This is a genomic window from Rhizobium croatiense, from assembly GCF_019793465.1.
Lineage (GTDB): Bacteria > Pseudomonadota > Alphaproteobacteria > Rhizobiales > Rhizobiaceae > Rhizobium > Rhizobium croatiense.
On the sequence record NZ_JAILYJ010000009.1, the window covers coordinates 68,261 to 89,378 of the forward strand.

Annotated in this window: 21 protein-coding genes, 1 tRNA gene, 1 pseudogene and 1 riboswitch; of the genes and pseudogenes, 11 read left to right on the plus strand and 12 right to left on the minus strand. The window is 62.0% G+C overall.

Going from position 1 to position 21,118, the window contains the following annotated elements; genetic code table 11:
* Positions 1 to 182: 182 nt before the first annotated feature.
* The 3 genes from gcvP to gcvT are packed head-to-tail and all read right to left on the minus strand — an operon-like array spanning position 183 to position 4,570.
* Positions 183 to 3,047 (minus strand): aminomethyl-transferring glycine dehydrogenase, encoded by a 2,865-nt coding sequence (gene gcvP, locus K6M89_RS16040; protein ID WP_222140116.1) that lies wholly within the window; start codon positions 3,045 to 3,047, stop codon positions 183 to 185.
* Positions 3,047 to 3,409, minus strand: coding sequence for a glycine cleavage system protein GcvH (gcvH, locus tag K6M89_RS16045; RefSeq protein ID WP_097665936.1), 363 nt, complete (start codon positions 3,407 to 3,409; stop codon positions 3,047 to 3,049). Before gcvH ends, gcvP begins: the two co-directional genes overlap by 1 nt.
* 24 nt (positions 3,410 to 3,433) lie before the next feature.
* A complete protein-coding gene (gcvT, locus tag K6M89_RS16050; protein WP_222140117.1) occupies positions 3,434 to 4,570 on the minus strand; it encodes a glycine cleavage system aminomethyltransferase GcvT in 1,137 nt (378 codons plus the stop codon).
* A 156-nt stretch (positions 4,571 to 4,726) separates the two neighbouring features.
* Positions 4,727 to 4,819: riboswitch (glycine riboswitch) on the minus strand.
* A gap of 158 nt (positions 4,820 to 4,977) precedes the next feature.
* On the opposite strand from gcvT, the gene K6M89_RS16055 reads away from it, so the two are divergent.
* Together K6M89_RS16055 and K6M89_RS16060 are read left to right on the plus strand one after the other, a co-directional pair.
* Positions 4,978 to 5,358: a hypothetical protein gene (locus tag K6M89_RS16055; protein WP_222140118.1), complete on the plus strand. Its 381-nt coding sequence runs from the start codon at positions 4,978 to 4,980 to the stop codon at positions 5,356 to 5,358.
* Positions 5,359 to 5,431: 73 nt separating this feature from the next.
* Positions 5,432 to 6,409 carry a copper chaperone PCu(A)C domain-containing protein gene (locus K6M89_RS16060; protein WP_222140119.1) on the plus strand — a complete coding sequence of 326 codons (978 nt, stop codon included), beginning with the start codon at positions 5,432 to 5,434 and terminating at the stop codon, positions 6,407 to 6,409.
* Between the two features lie 79 nt (positions 6,410 to 6,488).
* Here the strand turns inward: K6M89_RS16060 and K6M89_RS16065 are convergent, their stop codons facing one another.
* Positions 6,489 to 6,755, minus strand: a complete 267-nt coding sequence (locus tag K6M89_RS16065) for a hypothetical protein (protein ID WP_097583869.1) — start codon at positions 6,753 to 6,755, stop codon at positions 6,489 to 6,491.
* Between the two features lie 120 nt (positions 6,756 to 6,875).
* Here K6M89_RS16065 and crcB point away from each other — a divergent pair, with 120 nt between their 5' ends.
* The 7 genes from crcB (at position 6,876) to K6M89_RS16100 (ending at position 12,517) form a co-directional block, all read left to right on the plus strand.
* Entirely contained in the window at positions 6,876 to 7,253 is a 378-nt protein-coding gene (gene crcB, locus K6M89_RS16070) for a fluoride efflux transporter CrcB (RefSeq protein ID WP_012483949.1), read from the plus strand.
* Between the two features lie 94 nt (positions 7,254 to 7,347).
* Positions 7,348 to 8,340, plus strand: coding sequence for an RluA family pseudouridine synthase (locus tag K6M89_RS16075; RefSeq protein ID WP_222140120.1), 993 nt, complete (start codon positions 7,348 to 7,350; stop codon positions 8,338 to 8,340).
* Positions 8,337 to 8,990: an HAD-IA family hydrolase gene (locus tag K6M89_RS16080; RefSeq protein WP_222140121.1), complete on the plus strand. Its 654-nt coding sequence runs from the start codon at positions 8,337 to 8,339 to the stop codon at positions 8,988 to 8,990. The genes K6M89_RS16075 and K6M89_RS16080 overlap by 4 nt, the downstream gene beginning before the upstream one ends.
* 9 nt (positions 8,991 to 8,999) lie before the next feature.
* Positions 9,000 to 9,785 (plus strand): ATP12 family chaperone protein, encoded by a 786-nt coding sequence (locus K6M89_RS16085; protein WP_222140122.1) that lies wholly within the window; start codon positions 9,000 to 9,002, stop codon positions 9,783 to 9,785.
* A gap of 67 nt (positions 9,786 to 9,852) precedes the next feature.
* Positions 9,853 to 10,311: a calponin homology domain-containing protein gene (locus K6M89_RS16090; RefSeq protein ID WP_097583861.1), complete on the plus strand. Its 459-nt coding sequence runs from the start codon at positions 9,853 to 9,855 to the stop codon at positions 10,309 to 10,311.
* A gap of 142 nt (positions 10,312 to 10,453) precedes the next feature.
* Complete coding sequence (locus tag K6M89_RS16095; protein WP_222140123.1) at positions 10,454 to 11,986, plus strand: acyl-CoA carboxylase subunit beta; 1,533 nt, start codon at positions 10,454 to 10,456, stop codon at positions 11,984 to 11,986.
* A 138-nt stretch (positions 11,987 to 12,124) separates the two neighbouring features.
* Entirely contained in the window at positions 12,125 to 12,517 is a 393-nt protein-coding gene (locus tag K6M89_RS16100) for a DoxX family protein (protein WP_097583857.1), read from the plus strand.
* 47 nt (positions 12,518 to 12,564) lie between these two features.
* On the opposite strand, the gene sugE is transcribed toward K6M89_RS16100, so the two are convergent.
* The 8 genes and pseudogenes from sugE to lipB form a co-directional block, all read right to left on the minus strand.
* Positions 12,565 to 12,879 (minus strand): quaternary ammonium compound efflux SMR transporter SugE, encoded by a 315-nt coding sequence (gene sugE, locus K6M89_RS16105; protein ID WP_222140124.1) that lies wholly within the window; start codon positions 12,877 to 12,879, stop codon positions 12,565 to 12,567.
* A 157-nt stretch (positions 12,880 to 13,036) separates the two neighbouring features.
* Positions 13,037 to 13,504, minus strand: a complete 468-nt coding sequence (locus K6M89_RS16110; RefSeq protein ID WP_222140125.1) for a YaiI/YqxD family protein — start codon at positions 13,502 to 13,504, stop codon at positions 13,037 to 13,039.
* Complete coding sequence (locus K6M89_RS16115) at positions 13,501 to 13,986, minus strand: GNAT family N-acetyltransferase (RefSeq protein WP_222140126.1); 486 nt, start codon at positions 13,984 to 13,986, stop codon at positions 13,501 to 13,503. Before K6M89_RS16115 ends, K6M89_RS16110 begins: the two co-directional genes overlap by 4 nt.
* Positions 13,986 to 15,113 (minus strand): S-(hydroxymethyl)glutathione dehydrogenase/class III alcohol dehydrogenase, encoded by a 1,128-nt coding sequence (locus K6M89_RS16120; protein WP_222140127.1) that lies wholly within the window; start codon positions 15,111 to 15,113, stop codon positions 13,986 to 13,988. The genes K6M89_RS16115 and K6M89_RS16120 overlap by 1 nt, the downstream gene beginning before the upstream one ends.
* A gap of 91 nt (positions 15,114 to 15,204) precedes the next feature.
* A complete protein-coding gene (locus K6M89_RS16125; protein WP_222140128.1) occupies positions 15,205 to 17,214 on the minus strand; it encodes an acetyl-CoA carboxylase biotin carboxylase subunit in 2,010 nt (669 codons plus the stop codon).
* A gap of 75 nt (positions 17,215 to 17,289) precedes the next feature.
* A complete protein-coding gene (locus K6M89_RS16130) occupies positions 17,290 to 17,994 on the minus strand; it encodes a hypothetical protein (protein WP_222140129.1) in 705 nt (234 codons plus the stop codon).
* A gap of 97 nt (positions 17,995 to 18,091) precedes the next feature.
* A pseudogene (locus K6M89_RS16135) lies at positions 18,092 to 19,011 on the minus strand (DMT family transporter).
* Positions 19,012 to 19,090: 79 nt separating this feature from the next.
* Positions 19,091 to 19,810 (minus strand): lipoyl(octanoyl) transferase LipB, encoded by a 720-nt coding sequence (lipB, locus tag K6M89_RS16140; protein ID WP_222140131.1) that lies wholly within the window; start codon positions 19,808 to 19,810, stop codon positions 19,091 to 19,093.
* A 182-nt stretch (positions 19,811 to 19,992) separates the two neighbouring features.
* Between lipB and K6M89_RS16145 the strand changes: the two genes are divergently transcribed.
* A tRNA-Leu gene (locus K6M89_RS16145) sits at positions 19,993 to 20,077 on the plus strand.
* A gap of 273 nt (positions 20,078 to 20,350) precedes the next feature.
* Complete coding sequence (locus tag K6M89_RS16150; RefSeq protein WP_222140132.1) at positions 20,351 to 20,995, plus strand: methyltransferase family protein; 645 nt, start codon at positions 20,351 to 20,353, stop codon at positions 20,993 to 20,995.
* The last annotated feature ends 123 nt before the right edge of the window (positions 20,996 to 21,118 follow it).

Sequence of the window (21,118 nt, forward strand, 5' to 3'; positions counted from 1 at the left end):
AACAAGAGATCGACGGTGATCGGAACCGCCTTTATGAAAAGCTAACAGGGACTTGCTAAGAAAGGTTAAATTTGAACCCGGTGCCCAGAAACGGGCATCGCTGGGTTCGACCGCTTGCCAAACGTTGAGGCCGACAGGCAACCAGCCCCTCCCGACGACGGGAGGGGCTTGCCGAATTGCTGTTACTCCGCTGCTTCCGCGTAGCTTTCCACCGGCGGGCAGGTGCAGATCAGGTTGCGGTCGCCGTAGACGTTGTCGACGCGGTTGACCGGCGACCAGTATTTGTCGACGCGGAAGGCGCCGGGGGGGAAGCAGGCCTGCTCGCGCGAATAGGGCCGGTCCCATTCGCCGACGAGGTCTTCCACCGTGTGCGGGGCGTTCTTCAGCGGGTTGTTGACCTTGTCCATACGGCCTTCCTCGATAGCGCGGGCTTCCTCACGGATCGCCAGCATCGCCTCGCAGAAACGGTCGAGCTCGGCCTTGGTCTCGCTTTCCGTCGGCTCGATCATCAGCGTGCCGGCCACCGGCCAGCTCATGGTCGGCGCATGGAAGCCGCAGTCGATCAGCCGCTTGGCGACGTCGTCGACGGTGACGCCTGAACTGTCGACCAGCGGCCGGGTGTCGATGATGCATTCATGCGCCACGCGGCCGGTCTTCGACTTGTAGAGCACGTCATAGGCGCCCTTCAGCCGGGCGGCGATGTAGTTGGCGTTGAGGATCGCCACCTTGGTCGCTTGCGTCAGGCCTTCGCCGCCCATCATCAGGCAGTAGCTCCAGGAGATCGGCAGGATCGAAGCCGAGCCGAAGGCGGCGGCCGAAACCGCGCCCGGACGGCCGTCGGTCTCGGGATGGCCGGGCAGGTGGGGCGCCAGATGCGCCTTGACGCCGATCGGACCCATGCCGGGGCCGCCGCCGCCATGCGGGATGCAGAAGGTCTTGTGCAGGTTGAGATGGGACACGTCGGAACCGATGTCACCAGGGCGGGACAGGCCGACCATGGCGTTCATGTTGGCGCCGTCGAGATAGACCTGGCCGCCGTGTTTGTGCACGAGATCGCAGATCTCCCTGACGGTTTCCTCGAACACGCCGTGCGTCGAGGGATAGGTGATCATGCAGCAGGAGAGATTTGCCGCATGCTCCTCTGCCTTCGCACGGAAATCCTCCATGTCGATGTCGCCGTTCTCGCGCACCTTGACGACGACCACCTTCATGCCGACCATCTGGGCCGAAGCCGGGTTGGTGCCGTGCGCCGAGGTCGGGATCAGGCAAACGTCGCGATGAGCCTCGCCATTGGCGATGTGGTAGTTGCGGATCGTCAGCAGGCCGGCATATTCGCCTTGCGCGCCGGAATTCGGCTGCATCGAGAAGGCGTCGTAACCGGTGACGGCGCAGAGCTTTTCCGTCAGGTCGTCGAGCATCTCGCGATAGCCGAGCGCCTGATCGGCCGGCACGAAGGGATGGATGTCGGAAAATTCCGGCCAGGTGATCGGCAGCATTTCCGCGGTCGCATTGAGCTTCATCGTGCATGAGCCGAGCGGGATCATGGCGCGATCGAGGGCGAGATCCCGGTCGGAGAGCCGGCGGATATAGCGCGTCATCTCGCTCTCGGCCCGGTTCATGTGGAAGATCGGATGGGTGAGATAATCGCTGGTCCGGAGCAGGCCCTTCGGCAGGCGGTAGGAGGGCTCGAAATCGGCGATGGTGAAATTGCCGCCGAAGGCGCGCCAGACGGCTTCGAGGGTCGCAGGTCGCGTGCGCTCGTCGAGGCTCATGCCGATCCCGGTTTCGCCGACCTTGCGCAAATTGACGCCTTCGGCGACGGCGGCGCGCAGGATGAGCCCCTGCATGTGGCCGACATCGACGGTGATCGTGTCGAAGAAGCTTTCGGGTTCAATCTTATAGCCAAGCTTTTCCAGGCCCTTGGCCATCAGCACGGCCTTCTGGTGCACCTGCTGGGCGATCGCCTTGATGCCATCGGGTCCGTGAAAGACCGTATACATCGAGGCCATGACGGCAAGCAGCACCTGGGCGGTGCAGATGTTCGACGTCGCCTTCTCGCGACGGATATGCTGTTCGCGGGTCTGCAGCGACAGGCGGTAGGCGCGGTTGCCGCGGGCATCGACGGAAACGCCGACGAGGCGGCCGGGCATGGAGCGCTTGATGGCGTCCTTCACCGCCATATAGGCCGCATGCGGGCCGCCGTAGCCAACGGGAACGCCGAAGCGCTGCGAGGAGCCGATGGCGATGTCGGCGCCCATTTCGCCGGGTGATTTCAACAGCGTTAGCGCCAGGATATCGGCGGCAACGACGGCGATGGCGCCGGCCTGGTGCAGGCGTGCGATCAGCCCGGTGAAATCATGCACGTGGCCATGGGTGCCGGGATATTGGAAGATCGCCCCGAAGACGTCGACGGGATCGAGATCGGTGAAGGGATTGCCGACGATGACGCTCCAGCCGAGCGGTTCGGCGCGGGTGCGGATGAGGGCGATGGTCTGCGGATGGCAGTTGGCATCGACGAAGAAAGCCTTCGCCTTCGACTTGGAGACGCGCTCGGCCATTGCCATGCCTTCGGCAGCGGCGGTCGCCTCGTCGAGCAGCGAGGCGTTGGCGACATCGAGGCCGGTCAGGTCTGAGATCATCGTCTGATAGTTCAAGAGCGCTTCCAAACGGCCCTGGCTGATTTCAGGCTGGTAGGGCGTGTAAGCCGTGTACCAGGCGGGATTCTCCAGGATATTGCGCTGGATGACCGGCGGCGTGATCGTGCCGTAGTAGCCCTGGCCGATCAGCGAGACCAGCACCTTGTTCTTGTTGGCGGTCTCGCGCAGCTTGTCGAGCGCCTCGCGTTCGGTCATCGGCGCGCCCCAGACGAGCGGCGCCTTCTGGCGGATGGCGGGCGGCAGCGTCGCATCGATCAGCCCGTCGAGGCTGTTATAGCCGATCACCTTCAGCATGTCGGTCATCTCGGCCGGCGAGGGGCCGATATGGCGGCGATTGGCGAAATCGTAGGGCTGATAATCGGTGAACTGGAATTCGGTCGGCGTCGTCATTACGCGATGAGCTCCTTGTATGCGGCCTCGTCGAGGAGACCATCGGCATCGGCACGATTCTTGAGCTTCAGCTTGAAGAACCAGCCGGCGCCCTGCGGATCGGAGTTGATGAGCGAGGGATCGGCGACGATCGCCTCGTTGACCGCGGTGATCTCGCCGTCGAGCGGACAATAGACTTCGGAGGCTGCCTTGACGGATTCGACGGTTGCCGCATCGTCGTTCTTCGCGAAGCTCTTGCCGACTTCGGGCAGCTCGACGAAGACGAGATCGCCCAGCTGTTCGACGGCATAGGTGGTGATGCCAACGGTTGCGACATCGCCGTCGAGTTCAAGCCATTCATGTTCAGCGGTAAATTTCAGCATGGAAAAATCCTTTCGGAAACAGGGTCAGCGTTTGTAGGTCGGCGTAACGAAGGGCAGGGCAGAGACGGTCACGGGCAGGAACTTGCCGCGTACCTCGGCATAAACCTGCGTGCCGGCCGCAGCATGAGAGACCGGCACGTAGCCCATGGCGACAGGGCCTTCGACGCTGGGGCCGAAGCCGCCCGAGGTGACTTCGCCGATTTCGGTCTGGCCCTCGGCATCGGCATAGAGCTTTGCATGGCCGCGCACCGGCGCCTTGCCTTCCGGCTTCAGGCCGACGCGGCGGCGGGCAGCGCCGTTTTCGAGTTCGGAGAGAATGCGGCCGGAGCCCGGGAAGCCGCCGGCGCGTGCGCCGCCGGCGCGCCGCGCCTTCTGCATTGCCCATTCGAGCGCTGCCTCGACGGGCGAGGTGGTCGTGTCGATATCGTTGCCATAAAGGCAGAGGCCGGCTTCCAGGCGCAGCGAATCGCGGGCGCCGAGGCCAATCGCCTGGACATCGGGATGTTCGAGCAACCGCATGGTGACATCCACGGCTTTGTCTGATGGAATCGAGATCTCGAAGCCGTCCTCGCCGCTATAGCCCGAGCGCGAGACCAGGCAGGAAACGTCGTGCAGGCGGCAGTGGCGCACATCCATGAATTTCATCGCCGCGACATCGGCCCAGAGTTCGGCGAGAACCGCGACTGCGCGCGGCCCCTGCAGCGCGATCAAAGCGCGGTTGAGAAGGGTGATGTCGCACTGGTCGCCGATATGGGCCTGCAGATGGGCGAGATCGGCCTCCTTGCAGGCGGCGTTGACGACGACGAAGAGGTGGTCGTCGAGATGGGCGATCATCAGGTCGTCGAGAATGCAGCCGGTGTCGTCGGTGAAAAAGCCGTAGCGCTGGCGGCCTTCGGCAAGGCCTAGGATGTCGACCGGCACCAGGCTTTCGAGCGCCAGCGCAGCATCCTCGTAGCGGCCCGACTTCGCCTTCACGATGACCTGGCCCATGTGGGAGACATCGAAGAGGCCGGCCTCAGTGCGGGTATGAAGATGCTCCTTCATCACGCCTGCGGGATATTGCACCGGCATGTCGTAACCCGCGAACGGCACCATGCGGGCGCCGAGCGAAAGATGCAGGGCATGCAGCGGGGTTTTCTTCAGGGCAGCAGTATCGTCCAAAAGACGCCTCCGGGGTTTGCGCCTTCTCGCGAAGGCGCGGGCTCAAATCTGAAGGCGCGGCTGCGCACTTCTCTCCTGAGCCCCCTCTGTCCCTTTGCCTGAGATTGTTATCCCTTCGGCGAGCGTTTCGAGAACGCTTCTCTCCAGAGTTCCGTCTGCCCCTTGCTGGTCCTTTTGCCTGAGAGTTTCCGGGGCGGTTGCTCCTTCGGCACCGGTGGCGAAAGCACCGGATTCTCCCAACAGGGTTGGCCGCAATTATCCGGCGGAGGCAGCGCTTGGCAAGGCCAAATGTCGTGACCGGACAAATTTTTGTCGCCATAGTCAGGTCCGGCCGCCAGCTACGGCAAATCTGCTTTTGCAATTTAAGGGGAAACCGGCTATCGCGACAGGCTGTTGAAGGGGGTCTCATGCGGCGGAACGGACTGAAAGCAACGCTCTTTCTGCGCATGCTTTGCGCCTTGAGCTTGGCTTTGCTTGGATTTGCCCATCAGGCGCCGCAGGCTGCCGCTTCCGACGGTTATGACGCCGCCGCCTATGTGCTGCCCGACGGCAGCTTTGCCTCGCTTTGCGTCACCGTGAGAGACAGCGGCGGCAAGACCGTCGCCTTCAAGCCGAATTGCGAGGCCTGCCGGCTATCGGCCTCGGTGATCCTGCCGACGCCGGATGCTGGGTCCTGGCTCGAGCGCAAGCTCGCCTCGCTCGGCAATGCGCCGATCGAGATCGCCGCCTTTGCCGGCGCCAGCGCCGTCAGCCGGGCGAATTCGCGCGCGCCTCCGTCCCTCGTCTGATCTGCCTCCGCAACCGATGACGCAGCATGCCGGTCCGCCCAAGAGAAGTCCGCGGCCGGCGAGGAGATATCCGATGAAGACTATCAAGACTTTTGCGCTTGCCGCGCTTCTTTCCGCAACCGCCTTTGCCGTCGCCGAAGCACATATGACCTTCCTCAACAAGGAGGCGACGCAGGAAACCACCATTCTCGCCACGCTGCAGCTGCCGCATGGTTGCGACGGCAGGGCGACCACCGAAGTGCGGGTCAAACTCCCGGAGGGCTTCGTCTTCGCCAAGCCGCAGCCGAAGGCCGGCTGGGAGCTCGAAGTGATCAAGGGCGACTACCAGAAGACCTACGACAACCACGGCGACAAGGTGAAGACGGGCGCGGTCGAGATCCGCTGGAAGAACGGTAATCTTTCCGACGATTTCTACGACACCTTTGTCATCCAGGGGAAGGTATCCGGCATTGCGGCGGGTACGTCGCTGGCCTTTCCGGTGATCCAGATGTGCGGCGACGCCGTTGCGGCCTGGGATCAGGTGGCAAAGGACGGCAGCGACCCGCATGGGATGAAAAATCCGGCGCCGCTCTTGAAGGTCGTCGCCGGGGACAGCCATAGTCACGATCACGACATGGCCGGCATGGACATGTCGGGAATGGGCGCTGCGGTGCCGGCCGGCGAAACGGTCAAGGCGGGGGATCTTGAAATCTCAGGCGGTTTCGCCAAGGCGATGCTGCCCGGCCAGCCGGTCGGCGGCGGCTTCTTCACGGTGAGGAATAGCGGCCAGGCGGACGATCGCCTGGTGTCGGTCACCTCGCCGGTATCAGGTGAGGTTCAGATCCATGCGATGGAAACGAAGGACAATGTCATGCGGATGCGGCAGCTGAAGGATGGCATCGCCATCGCTGCGGGCGAAACCGTCAAGCTCGAGCCCGGCAACCTGCATCTGATGTTCCAGAAGGTGAAAACGCCGTTCAAGCAGGGCGATGCCGTGCCCGTGACGTTGACCTTTGAGAAGGCCGGCAAGGTCGACCTGGTGCTGCAGGTGCTGTCGGCCCAGGGCAAGTGAGAGCGCAGTCCAGGAGCCCGCGGCCGTGGCTGCGGGCTCTTCTTAACCCAGGTATGGCTTCGTTCGGAAAGCGGTCGCCTCAGACGTCTTCATAGGATTGCAGCGCCTGCTTGAGGCCGGTCTGCGGCTGGCGGTTGCCTTTGGCCATCAGGTCGAGCGCCACTTCCGTCGATTGAATGATGCTGGAGGGCTCCTCGGCCTGGTCGGGGCTTTCGGCCTTCAATTGCCGGTCGGCAATGCGCTTTGCATCACGCGCTGCCGTGCTCGTTGCCACGCGCTGCGGGATCCTCAGCGATTCGAAGGCAATGGCGGCGGTGTTGGCCGATATGGACAGGAGCTGCGTCATGCCGTCACGGTAGCGGCATGGTCTTGGCGCTATCGTAAGAAAATCATTGGCATTTTACCGAGTGGCAGGAATTCGCGCGATGCCATTGGAACAGCTGCCGAATTGCGGTAAATCCGGCTTATGATTCAGGCTTTCCTTGTCGCCCTCGGCGGCGCGATCGGTTCCGTTCTCAGATATTACGTCGGCCAGTGGGCGCTGAGGCTCATGGGGCCCGCCTTTCCCTGGGGCACGCTTGCCGTCAACGTGGTCGGCTGCTTCGTCATCGGCGTCTTCGCCGAACTGATCGCACGCAGGTTCAACGCCTCAATGGAGCTGCGCCTCCTGCTGATTACCGGCTTTCTCGGCGGCTTCACCACCTTCTCGGCCTTCTCGCTCGATGCGATCTCCCTGTTCGAGCGCGGCGAGGCCGTCGCCGGCGGGATCTACATCGCTGCAAGCGTCGGGCTTTCGATGGCGGCTGTCATATCAGGGCTCGCCGTCATGCGCGCTTTGGCCTGATTTCGATTCCGGTTTCCGTTTTGTGAGAAAATGCTCTAAAGGCTCCGGCAAGAACGCCGGCTCGGCCCGTGCGGCAATTTCCGAAAGATCGACTATGGCTGGCATAGAACATATCAAGGTTGAACCCGACGAAGCCGGCATGCGGCTCGATCGCTGGTTCAAAGTGCATTTTCCCGGGCTCGGCTTCGGTCCGCTGCAGAAGCTGCTGCGCTCCGGCCAGGTGCGCGTCGACGGCGGTCGTGTCAAATCGGATGCGCGCGTGCAGCCCGGCCAGACGGTGCGCGTGCCGCCGCTCGATGTCGATGCGAAGCTGAAATCCGGTCCGATCGCCGGCAGGGATCTCAAGCATTCGTCCGATTTTGAACTCCTGTCGCGCATGGTGCTGCATGAGGACGAAAAGGTGATCGTGCTCAACAAGCCGCCCGGGCTTGCGGTGCAGGGCGGCTCCGGCGTCGCCCGGCATATCGACCAGATGCTCGAAGCCTGGATCAGCCCCAAGGGCGAGAAGCCGCGGCTCGTCCACCGCCTCGACCGCGACACGTCAGGTGTTCTCGTCATCGCCCGCACCCGCGGCGCCGCACAGAAGCTGACGGCCGCCTTCCGCGAGCGCGATACCAAGAAGACCTACTGGGCACTGGTCAAGGGCGTGCCGCGCAAGCACGAGGACAAGATCTCGACCTGGCTCGTCAAGGAGCCAACCGCCGATGGCGATCGCATGCGCATCGCCAAACACGGTGAGGACGGCGCCGATCATGCGATTTCCTTCTACCGCGTGCTGGAGACGGCGGCGCAGAACCTCGCATGGCTGGAGATGGAACCTTATACCGGTCGTACGCACCAGTTGCGCGTCCATGCCCTGCACATCGGCCATCCGATCATCGGCGATCCGAAATATTTCGACGACGATCCGAACTGGGATTTTCCGGGCGGTATCCAGAAGCGGCTGCATCTACACGCGCGCCATATCGATATTCCGCACCCTTCCGGCGGTCGCCTGCGCGTCAGCGCGCCGTTGCCACCGCATATGGTGCAGACCTGGAACCTCCTCGGTCTCGATCTTGCCGGTGCTGAAAGGGATAGCGAATGAAACTTGCGCTTTTCGATTGCGACGGCACGCTGGTCGACAGCGCTGGGCTGATCCACGAAACGATGCGCCGCACCTTCGAGAAGTTCGGCAAGCCGGAACCGCGGTTTGAGGACACCAAGGCCATTATTGGCCTGTCGCTGGATATCGCGATCGCCCGCATGCAGGGCAGGCCGCATGTCGAGCAGCAGGACATCGACATGACGGCGCATTACAAATCGCTGTTTACGGTCGTGCGCCAGGACCTCGACTACAGGGAGCCGCTGTTTGCCGGCATCCGCGAGATGATCGACGCGATTAGCGGCCGCGAGGATCTGCTGATCGGCGCGGTGACCGGTAAATCCCGACGCGGGCTGAAGCTGGTGATGAAGACGCACGGCTTCGACCAGCATTTTGTCGTTACCCGCACTGCCGACGATTGCCCGTCCAAGCCGCATCCGGCCATGGTGACGGAATGCTGTGACGAAACCGGCATGAATGCGCGCGATGCCGTTGTCATTGGCGATGCGGTTTACGATATGCAGATGGCAAAGGCGGCCGGCGCCAAGGCGATCGGCGTTGCCTGGGGCTATGCCAGCGTGGATGAGCTGATCGCTAATGGCGCCGATGCGATCGCCTATCATCCGAACGAGATATTGCGCCATTTTTCCTGAGGTGAGCCCATGCGCGATCTGCTGAACGATCTTTCCGAAGGCCTGAGCCATCCCGATCCCATCCGCCGGGCACAGATTCAGATGAAGAAACCGCTGCCGAAGCGCTTCTATGCCGAGGTCGCCGTTGCCGAGCACGAGGGCGGTTTTGCGATCACGCTCGACGGCAAGATGGTGCGCACGCCGGCGCGACAGGTTCTCGCCGTGCCGACCGAAGCGCTCGCGCAGCTTGTCGCCGCCGAATGGCAGGCCCAAGGCCAGGAGATCGATCCCGTGACCATGCCGGTGACCCGGCTCGTCAACACCGCGCTCGACGGCGTGGCCACCAATGTGCAGGCGATCTTCGAAGACATCCTGCGCTTTTCCGCGAGCGACCTCCTCTGCTACCGCGCCGACGGCCCCGAACTGCTGGTCGAGCGCCAGTGGGAGCGCTGGGATCCGGTAATCGACTGGGCGGCCAATGATCTGGGCGCCCGCTTCATCCTCATTGAGGGGGTGATGCACCACGAGCAGCCGCGCGAGGCGACCGCAGCCTTTGCCGTCACGCTGGCGCGGCATCAGAGCCCAATGGCGCTCGCCGCTCTCCACACCATCACGACGCTGACCGGTTCGGCGATCCTGGCACTGGCCTTTGCCGAGGGTCGGGTGACGGTGGAAGAGGTGTGGTCGCTCGCCCATCTCGACGAGGACTGGACGATCGAGCATTGGGGGCGCGACGAGGAAGCCGAGGAGCGCCGCGCCAAGCGCTTTGTCGAGTTCAAGGCGGCGGCGGATGTTTTTTTCGCCCTAAGCGCCTGAAACATATTGCCTTCCCGGGCATTATGACGAAACTGCGACTCCAATGGGGTGGGTGCGGGATTTTGTCATGAATTGGCTGAGGTCGAGTTTTTGCCGGGCCGTACTCGTCTGTATTGCGCTCACGGACTGCGCCAGCCTTTTAGGTCCGAAGCCTGCGCCGCAGCTCTACGATGTGCGCAGCGCGGTCGTTCTCTCCGGACCGAACATGCCGGCCGAACTGCTCTCCGGCATCAACGACCGCGTCAATGCCGCGATCAATGCCACTGTGCGCGATACCGCGCTGCCGCGGGTTGTGCTGACGATCCGCGTGATATCCATCCAGAAAGGCCTCGGCTTCCAGAAGGACCGCAACGTCGCCAAGATCAGCGTCGACGCGGCTTCGGTGGAGGATGGCTCGGTGATCGCCGTCAGCGCCTTCGACGTGACCAGCATGGCCGCCGATCCCAAGCTTGCCGACGAAATCATCGCCGAGGATGTGGCAGCCAGGATACGCTCGGTTTTCTCGCTCAGCGGACGTAGCCGCTAAGGATGATTGGGCCTGGTCGGCCTAGAATCTGAATCTTGTTCTAAATTAAAGAGTTAAAGCATGATGTCGCCCGAAAACCGCTCACACTTTTCGGCATCATGCTCTAACGCATATCCAACACGCAGGCGGTGAGGGAAATCGCATGAAGGAAATTCTCGAAGAACTGGAACGCCGCCGCGGCATCGCCCGCCTTGGCGGCGGCAAGGCGCGTATCGAGGCTCAGCACAAGCGTGGCAAGCTGACGGCGCGGGAGCGCATCGACCTCTTTCTCGACGAAGGCTCCTTCGAGGAGTTCGACATGTTCGTCGAACATCGCTCCACCGATTTCGGCATGGACAAGAGCCGCATTGCCGGCGACGGCGTCGTGACCGGCTGGGGCACGGTCAATGGCCGCACGGTCTTCGTCTTCGCCAAAGACTTCACCGTCTTCGGCGGCTCGCTTTCGGAAGCGCATGCCGAGAAGATCATGAAGGTGCAGGACATGGCGCTGAAAAACCGCGCGCCGATCGTCGGCATCTATGATGCGGGCGGCGCCCGCATCCAGGAAGGCGTGGCCGCACTTGGCGGTTATGCCGAAGTGTTCCAGCGCAACGTGCTCGCTTCGGGCGTTATCCCGCAGATCTCCGTCATCATGGGTCCCTGCGCCGGCGGCGACGTCTATTCGCCTGCCATGACCGATTTCATCTTCATGGTGCGCGATACCTCCTACATGTTCGTCACCGGCCCCGATGTGGTGAAAACCGTCACCAACGAGACGGTAACCGCTGAGGAACTCGGCGGCGCCGTGGTGCATAGCACCCGCTCTTCGATTGCCGACGGCGCCTATGAGAATGATGTCGAAACGCTGCTGCAGGTGCGCCGGCTGATCGATTTCCTGCCGCTTTCGAACACCGCGCCGCTGCCCGAGATCGAATGTTACCAGTCGGTGACGGAGACCGACGCATCGCTCGACACGCTGGTGCCGGCGAGCGCCAACAAGCCTTATGACATCAAGGAACTGATCCGGAAGGTGGCGGACGAGGGGGATTTCTTCGAGATCCAGGCGAGCTTTGCCGGAAATATCGTCTGCGGCTTCGGCCGCATCGAAGGCTCCACCGTCGGCTTCGTCGCCAACCAGCCGATGGTGCTGGCCGGCGTGCTCGACAGCGACGCCTCGCGCAAGGCCGCCCGCTTCGTGCGCTTCTGCGACTGCTTCAACATTCCGATCGTCACCTTCGTCGACGTGCCGGGCTTCCTGCCGGGCACCGCACAGGAATATGGCGGGCTCATCAAGCATGGCGCCAAGCTGCTCTTTGCCTATGCCGAGGCGACGGTGCCGAAGCTCACCGTCATCACCCGCAAGGCTTTCGGCGGCGCCTATGATGTGATGGCGTCGAAGCATCTGCGTGGCGACTTGAACTATGCCTGGCCGACGGCGCAGATCGCCGTGATGGGCGCCAAGGGCGCGGTCGAGATCATCTTCCGCAAGGATATCGCCGATCCGGAAAAGATCGCCGCCCATACGAAAATGTACGAGGACCGGTTCCTGTCCCCCTTCGTCGCCGCCGAGCGCGGTTATGTCGACGAGGTGATCATGCCGCATTCGACCCGGAGGCGGCTGGCGCGCGGCCTGAAGATGCTGCGCAACAAGGATCTCGCCAATCCGTGGAAGAAACACGACAACATTCCGCTCTGACATTCGAAAATGAAAAAGCCGCTGGCTCAGGTGTTTGCCTGCTGTCGAAAAAGTGAACGGATGTCAGCGATCCGTGTGTTCAATCCCTGTCGGGGACGGGCTAACGCTCGGCTGCAATATTTTAAATGGAGAGGTTTTATGTCAAGTTTCGAGCGTCTTTCTGCCTATCAGCCCTATGGGCTGGCCGCTCTCAGAATCATCACCGCGCTGCTGTTCATCGAACATGGCACGATGAAGCTTTTCAGTTTCCCCATTCCGGCGATGGAGGGCTCGCTGCCGCCGCTGATGCTTTTTGCAGCCCTCCTGGAGTTGGTCGGCGGCATCCTCATTCTCGTCGGCCTGCTGACGCGTCCCGTCGCCTTCCTGCTGGCCGGCCAAATGGCGGTCGCCTATTTCATGGCGCATGCGCCGCGTAGCTTCTTCCCTGTTGTCAATGAGGGCGACGCCGCGATCCTGTTCTGCTTCGTCTTCCTCTACCTGTTCTTCTCCGGTCCCGGCGCGTTTGCCGTCGACAGCCGCAAGACAGCCTGATGATATAGACTGCGGGGCGTTGCAATGCCCCGCAGCGTTTTCTTTATTTAGGCGGTGAGCTTGAGACCGGCGATGCCGCCGACGATCAGCGTGATACAGGCAAGACGGGAGACACTTGCCTGATCGCCGAGCAGCCAGATGCTGAGCAGCACGGTGCCGACCGTGCCGATGCCGGTCCAGACCGCATAGGCGGTGCCGATCGGCAGTTGCTTCACCGCCAGGCCGAGCAGCACGACGCTGACCACCATGGATATGACAGTCAACGCTGTCGGCAACGGCCGCGTGAAACCATCAGTGTATTTAAGGCCGATCGCCCAACCACATTCGAAAAGACCGGCAAGAAAAAGCAGAAACCAGGCCATGCGACTCTCCTTGTTCAAGAGCGAGGCCGTCCCCGCGACGTCGCATCCGTCAGGATGCCGCAGTCGTCTGCGATAGCGTCTATATGCGTGAGGGGACGGCTGCGTTCAAGGTGGGAATCCGCATGGCCGCCATGCCACCCGTTTCATGCGGGTGTGATCAGGGCTGCCGGCCAGCCTCGGCGGAAAGGCTCTTGGCACGGCGGCAGAGGCGATCGAAAGTCTCGAGGAAGCGTGAGCGGTCTTTCGGGCTGAAGGCGGCGTTGTAGCCCTTGCTCTCGCCGGTTTCGCGCAAATGCGCGCCGAGATCGCGCATGGCACTGGCCATGCCGATATTGGTCTCGTCGAAGACACGGCCCGTCGGGCCGCTGACGAAAGCGCCGGTGGCGACACAGCGCACAGCGAGCGGCACGTCGGCGGTGACGACGACATCGCCCGGACCGGCGTGCTCGGCAATCCAGTTGTCGGCGGCATCGAAGGCGTTGGAGACGATGACGTTGTGAACCATCGGATCGCGCGATGGGCGCAGGCCGGAATTGGCGACGAAGGTAACTTCGAGGCCGTGGCGTTCGGCAACTTTCAGGACTTCCGGCTTCACCGGGCAGGCATCGGCATCGACATAGATCATGACAATATCCTTGCCGGCCGGATGGCGAGCTGGCGGACCATATCGATATGGGGAATGCCGTCTTCCAGATATTCCTCCGATACCACGACGAAACCGAACGCTTCGTAGAATCGGCGCAGATGGGCCTGCGCCGACAAGGCAATGGGGTTTGCCGGATAAAGCCGTTCGCAAGCAGAGATCGCTTCGCTCATCAATGCATCGCCCAGCCGCTTGCCGCGATGGGCGGGTGAGACGACGACGCGGCCGATCTTAGACGGATCCTGCGGCTCGTGCGGTTTCAGGATCCGCGCCGAGGCCAGGAGTTCGCTGCTCTCCATCAGCCGTAGATGCAGGGCATCGATATCCTTGCCGTCCAGTTCCGGATAAGGGCAGTTCTGCTCGACGACGAAAACATCGACGCGCATTTTCAACAGGTCGTACAGCTCCCGCGCGAGGAGCTCATCGACACTCTTGAGGTCGGTCGTGTAGGTCGTCGAAGCCATCAGTAGACCACCACGCCGCGGATGCTCTCGCCCTTGTGCATCATCTCGAAGCCCTTGTTGATGTCTTCGAGCGGCATGGTGTGGGTGATCATCGGGTCGATCTGGATCTTGCCCTGCATGTACCAGTCGACAATCTTGGGCACGTCGGTGCGGCCGCGCGCGCCGCCGAAGGCGGTGCCCATCCAGTTGCGGCCGGTGACCAGCTGGAACGGCCGGGTGGAGATCTCCTGGCCGGCGCCGGCAACGCCGATGATGATCGACTTGCCCCAGCCGCGGTGCGATGCTTCCAGCGCCTGGCGCATCACCTTGGTGTTGCCGGTGCAGTCGAAGGTGTAGTCGGCGCCGCCGATTAGGTCGCCGCCCCGCTTCGTCATGTTGACGAGATAGGGCACGATGTCGTCGCCGACCTCCTTCGGATTGACGAAATGCGTCATGCCGAATTTCTCGCCCCAGGCCTTGCGCTCGGGATTGATGTCGACGCCGATGATCATGTCGGCGCCGGCCAGGCTTAAGCCCTGCAGCACGTTGAGGCCGATACCGCCGAGACCGAAGACGATGGCGGTGGCGCCGATCTCGACCTTGGCGGTGTTGATCACCGCGCCGATGCCGGTTGTCACCCCGCAGCCGATGTAGCAGATCTTGTCGAAGGGCGCGTCGGGATTGACCTTGGCAAGGGCAATCTCCGGCAGCACGGTGAAATTGGCGAAGGTCGAGCAGCCCATATAGTGATGGATCTTGTCCTTGCCGATCGAGAAGCGCGAAGTACCATCAGGCATCAGACCCTGGCCCTGGGTCGAGCGGATGGCGGTGCAGAGATTGGTCTTGCGCGACAGGCAGGAATAACATTCGCGGCATTCCGGCGTGTAGAGCGGAATGACGTGGTCACCCTTCTTCACCGAAGTGACACCGGGGCCGACATCGACGACGATGCCGGCACCTTCATGGCCGAGGATCGCCGGGAACAGGCCTTCCGGATCGGCGCCCGACAGGGTGAAATCGTCGGTGTGGCAGATGCCGGTCGCCTTGACCTCGACCAGCACTTCGCCGGCCTTCGGCCCCTCCAGCTGCACGGTCATCACTTCCAGCGGTTTTCCGGCCTGAACGGCTACGGCGGCGCGAACGTCCATTTGACATCTCCCTGACAATATTATTGGGGCTGAGCTTGGCATGGTCGGCGCGCCGCGCTCAAGCGAAAACGGCCGGCTGCGGGGCTTTCTCTCAGGCGAATTCCATGATCACGGCATCGACGGCCAGGCTTTCGCCGGCCGCGGCATTGATCTTCGAAACAACGAGATCGCGCTCGGCGCGCAGCACGTTTTCCATTTTCATCGCTTCGACGATCGCAAGCGTCTCGCCGGCCTTGACCTCCTGTCCCTCGGCAACCGCGATGGCAACGACGAGGCCGGGCATAGGGCAGAGCAGGAGCTTGGAGGTATCAGGCGGCAGCTTCACCGGCATCAGCCTGTCGAGTTCGGCATGGCGCGGCGAAAAGACCTTGGCGGTGACGGACAATCCCTGCCAGTCGATGCGCAGGCCGTTGAGAACGGGACGGATCTGGGCAGTGATATCCCGGCCGCTGACCTTGCCGCTCCAGACCGGGTCACCCGGTCTCCAATCGGTGACAACGCTCCGGTTCTCGCCCTCTATCGCCATGTCCATATCGAAGGGGATGGTGACGAGGCCGTCGAGCAATCTGACATCGACATAGTTTTCGCCTGTCTTGACCACCCAATGCTCACGCAGCGGGCCGGATGCGGCGCGCAGGCGATCGGCGAAACCTTCGCGGCGGTTCGTTTCGATCAGCGAGGCCGACAGCGCGATCGCAGCGAGCGTGGCTTCCTCCTGCCGGTCCGGCTTCATCGGCGCGAAGCCGTCAGGATATTCCTCGGCGATGAAACCGGTGGAAAGCCGGCCTTCGCGCCAGCGCGGATGTTTCATCAGCGCCGACAGGAAGGGGACATTGTGTTCGATGCCGTCGACGACGAAGCCGTCGAGCGCCCGGCCCATGGCGTCGATCGCCTCGCCGCGCGTCGGCGCCCAGGTGCAGAGCTTTGCGATCATCGGATCGTAATACATCGAGATTTCAGCGCCTTCGAAAACGCCGGTATCGTTGCGGACGACGACATGGCCGGTCCGGCCTTCCACCGGCGGGCGGTAGCGCGTCAGGCGGCCGATCGAAGGCAGGAAATTGCGGTAGGGATCTTCGGCATAGAGCCGGCTTTCGATCGCCCAGCCGTCGAGGCTGACATCCTCCTGGCCGAAGCGGAGCGGCTCTCCGGCCGCGACGCGGATCATTTGTTCGACGAGATCGATGCCGGTGACGAGCTCGGTGACCGGATGCTCGACCTGAAGGCGGGTGTTCATTTCGAGGAAATAGAAGTTGCGGTCGCGGTCGACGATGAATTCGACGGTGCCGGCGCTCTGGTAGTCGACGGCTTTAGCCAGCGCCACCGATTGTTCGCCCATGGCCTTGCGGGTCTTTTCGTCGAGGAACGGCGAGGGCGCCTCTTCGGCCACCTTCTGGTTGCGCCGCTGGATCGAGCATTCCCGCTCGCCGAGATAGACGACGTTGCCGTGTGCATCGGCCAGCACTTGGATTTCGATGTGGCGCGGCTCGACGACGAACTTCTCGATGAAGATGCGGTCGTCGCCGAACGAGCTTTTCGCCTCCGACCGGGCGCGCTCGAAGCCATCGCGGACCTCCGTCTTGTTCCAGGCGATGCGCATGCCCTTGCCGCCGCCGCCGGCCGACGCCTTGATCATGACGGGATAGCCGATGCCGCCGGCGATCGTTTCCGCATGGGCAGCATCGTCGATGATGCCGAGATGGCCGGGCACGGTGGACACACCGGCGGCGTTGGCGAATTTCTTCGATTCGATCTTGTCGCCCATCGCCATGATTGCCTTCGGCTTCGGGCCGATGAAGACGATTCCCTGCTTTTCCAACTCGGCGCAGAAGGAGGCGCGCTCGGAAAGAAAGCCGTAGCCGGGATGCACCGCCTCGGCGCCGGTCGCCTTGCAGGCGGCGATGATCTTCTCGGCGACCAGATAACTTTCGGAGGCTGCGGCGGGGCCGATATGGACGGCCTCGTCGGCCATTTCGACATGCAGCGCATCCCGATCCGCATCCGAATAGACCGCAACGGTCGAAATGCCCATACGGCGCGCGGTCTTGATCACGCGGCAGGCAATCTCGCCGCGATTCGCGATCAGGATTTTCTTGAACATCGAGACTCCACCCAGAAATGCGTTCCGGAGTTTTACGCATAAAACACCGGAACGCACAATCGCGCTTGAGAAAGCTCAGGCGACCGCGGCTCTGGCAACCGGTTCTTCGTCGACGATGCGAAGCCAGCGGCTGCGGCGCGGCTCGGGACGATCGCGCAGTTCGACGGCAGCCATGATGCCGGCCCAGTGCGGATGGTTGGCAGCCGGCAGGGTTGCCTGCTCGATCTGCTGGAAGACGCCATATTCGCCCGAAGACACGGCGATGACGCCGCCTGCGGCGATGCTTCTGAAGATGCGCATCGTAAAGTCGACGTCCTGGCGGGTGATGCTCCTGCGGTCGACGGCGCGTGACAGCTTGTAGCCGCCGATGCCGTCGGTGATCGCCAGACGAAGCTGGTCGAGGGCAAGCGCTCTCAATTCACCCGGGACATCGGCCGAAATCTCCATGATGTGGAGAATGAGCTCGAGCTCCAGCGCCGAGTTGACGACGCCGTCGGTCGTGAACATGCGCATGATCCAGGCAACGTTGATGTCATCCAACGAGCCCTGCGGATAGGTGTGGTTGACGATGAAACCGGCGAGTTGCTCCACGAAGAAGGCGTTCCACTCGGCACATTTTTCAGGACAGGAATTGTTGAGCGCCAACATCGCCGCGACATCCTGGGATGTCCGGATTCCCTCGGGAAAGGCATGTTTGCGCAATAGCACGATATCTTCGGCCGCCAGCCGATGCTTGCCGGCCACGACGCAGGCCGGAAAAGCGAGACGAAATTCGCTCATGTTTTAACTCCAGGCTTCATCATGAAGCCACAGAGAGTTCTATCCCCTGCGAATTGACGATCCCTCAAGAAGGGGAGTTAACCCGATACTCTCGAATTCAGGAGGATTTTAGCGACTGTGCTGCTGGCGCTCGCGCCAGATGATGAAGAGCCCCGATGCAATGATGATGAAGATGCCGATCCACTTGGAAAAATTCGGGAAATCGTTGAACAGCGCATAGCCGAGCACCGTGGCCGAGATGATCTCGAAATATTGGAAAGGCGCAAGCAGCGACATCGGCGCAAGCCGGAAAGCCCGGACAACCAGCAGATGCGCATAGCCGGAGATCGAGCCGAGAGCGAGAAGCAGGGCGAGACCGAGACCGGAGGCGGGCAGGGAGATGGTGAAATTCGCATTGCCGGCGCCGCTGCCGACGAGAAGGGCGGCGGCCATGAACACCGTTCCGCCGATGCCGGCCATCGTCTGCATGGTGAGCGGCGAATCGGCCTCGCCGATCGCGCGGTTGAGGAAAAGATAGAGCGAGAACAGAAAAGCGCAGGCGACCGGCAGCAGCGCCTTGAGGCCGAAAATCTCGTAGCTGGGCTGAATGACGATCATTGCGCCGCCGAAACCGACCGCGATCGCCATCCAGCGGCGCCAGCCGACCTTCTCTCCCAGGAACACCGCCGACATGGCGGTCAGCATGAAGGGCTCGACGAAATAGATGGCGAAGACGTCGGCAAGCGGCATGTATTTGACGGCGACGAAGAACAGCAGGCTGGCAGCCCCGTGCAGCACGCCGCGCAGAATATTCATCCATGGTCGTTTGGCCGAAAACGCCTTGAGCCCGAACAGAGCGACGAGGATTGGCAGGGTGCAGGCGATCTGGAAAAAGAATCGGTAGAACGTCACCTGGCCCGGCGACATCGCCTCGAAAGTCGCCATGTATTTGGCGATGGCATCCATGGTTGGCAGGATGACCATGGCGCCGGACATGATGGCCATGCCCTTCAGGGAGTTTTGATGAGGATCTGACATGGCGGCCGATTCTTGCGGGAACGGCGGCCATCAATCACGGGAAAGCCGGGCAAATCAAGCCGTCAAACCTCGCAAGCGGTCAGCTCTCGTTCACCGTCTCGCCAAAAACCGTCTCGAAAGCGGCGCGCAGCCTGATATCGACATCCGCCATCATGACAGGCAGGCCGAGGTCGACGAGGCTGGTCACGCCATAGGCCGATATCCCGCAGGGCACGATGCCGCTGAAATGATCGAGGTCCGGATCGACGTTCAGCGACAGGCCGTGGAAGGTCACCCATTTGCGCAAGCGGATACCGAGGGCGGCAATCTTGTCTTCAGCCATCGTTCCGTCGGCCAGCAACGGTTTTTCCGGGCGGCGTACCCAGACGCCGACGCGATCCTCGCGCCGCTCGCCGCGCACGTTCATCATGTCGAGCGTGCGGATGACGACCTCCTCGAGGGCGGCGACGAAGGCGCGCACGTCCTGGCGCCGGCGCTTGAGGTCGAGCATGACGTAGGCGACGCGCTGACCGGGGCCGTGATAGGTATATTCGCCGCCGCGCCCCGTCGCAAAGACCGGGAAGCGATCCGGCTGGACGAGGTCACCGGCATTGGCGCTGGTGCCGGCGGTATAGAGCGGCGGATGCTCGACGAGCCAGACAAGCTCGTCGCCGCCGTCTGCGATCGCCGCGACCTCCCGCTCCATCATTTCCACCGCTTCCTCATAGGCTACGAGCCCATCGGCGATGCGCCAGCGCACCGGGCGGGTATCGAGTTTGGGAAGCATGGAGAATTCGAGATCGGTGCGAAGCATGGCCATTCCTTGCCGCTTGCCCCGAAATGCCTGATAAATAGGGGCTGCAGGGGACCTATATGGACCCGTTTTCCAGCCAATTCAAATGCTGTGAAAGGTTTTCAAAAAAACTGTCATATCGCCCTTGTGCACCCCAAATGCTTTTGCTACATGCTGCCCCGCCGACGCAAATCGGCACCTACCACGATGCGGTCGTGGCGGAATTGGTAGACGCGCAGCGTTGAGGTCGCTGTGGGGCAACCCGTGGAAGTTCGAGTCTTCTCGACCGCACCATCCCTTTTCAGGGAACGCTCGCCGGGCGATGATGTCGGTATAAGCTGATCACTTTGTATATGTGTAACACGGCCGGTTGGCCGTGATTGACGCCGCGACGGTGAAACACGTCGCGCTGATCTGAGGCGCGACTCACGCGTCAATTGATTCTCGAAGATCGAGATGTAATTTTGAGACGCTCCGCGAAATTTTCTCGTAAACGGCTTAACCCATCCTTAGTTGCGGCCAAGATATATGTCGGCCCGGTGTGTATCTGCGGAAGCATTGGGAATAATGAAGATAAAAGACGCGGCAAGCGGGTCGTTCCTCGACATCTATTTCGTCCTCGACATCATCGAGAAGGTTCTGGTCGTCTATCTCTTTGTCGCGATTGTCCTGCGCATCCTGCCGCAGGCGCACGGTGACAGAGCGATTATCGATTGCCTGCTGCTAGTCTCGGAAGGCGCTGCCGCCTTTCTGATCCTGACCCGCCGACCGACGAAGAATGCGTCGCTACGGGTCTATGACTGGATTGTCACCGCCATAGGAACGCTCTTCCCGCTGCTCGTCTCGCCAACGACGACGGAGCCGCTTGCGCCGCTCTGGCTCTGTGGATTGGTGATGTGCCTCGGCTTTATCCTGCAAATATCGGCAAAGCTGGTATTGCGGCGAAGCTTCGGTCTGGTGCCGGCCAACCGTGGCGTCAAGATCGGCGGCCCCTACAGGTTTGTCCGCCACCCGATGTATGCGGGCTATTTGATGACGCATGTCAGTTTCTTCCTGGCCAATCCCTCGATCTCGAATTTCGCCATTTATGCGACGGCTCTTGGCGCGCAATGTCTGCGGCTTCTGGCAGAGGAACGTCTGCTCAAGGAGGATCCCGCCTATGCGGCCTTCATGGCCACGACCCGTTACCGGCTCGTTCCATTCGTATTCTGAGGCGATAAAGCGCGTCGCATCAAATTTGATTCATGCGACGCGCTTTAGCCCTTTGCTTTGATGCATGTCGTTGTCCCGGAACCGCTGCACACTTCCGGGCGACATGCATTAGAAGCAGATTGA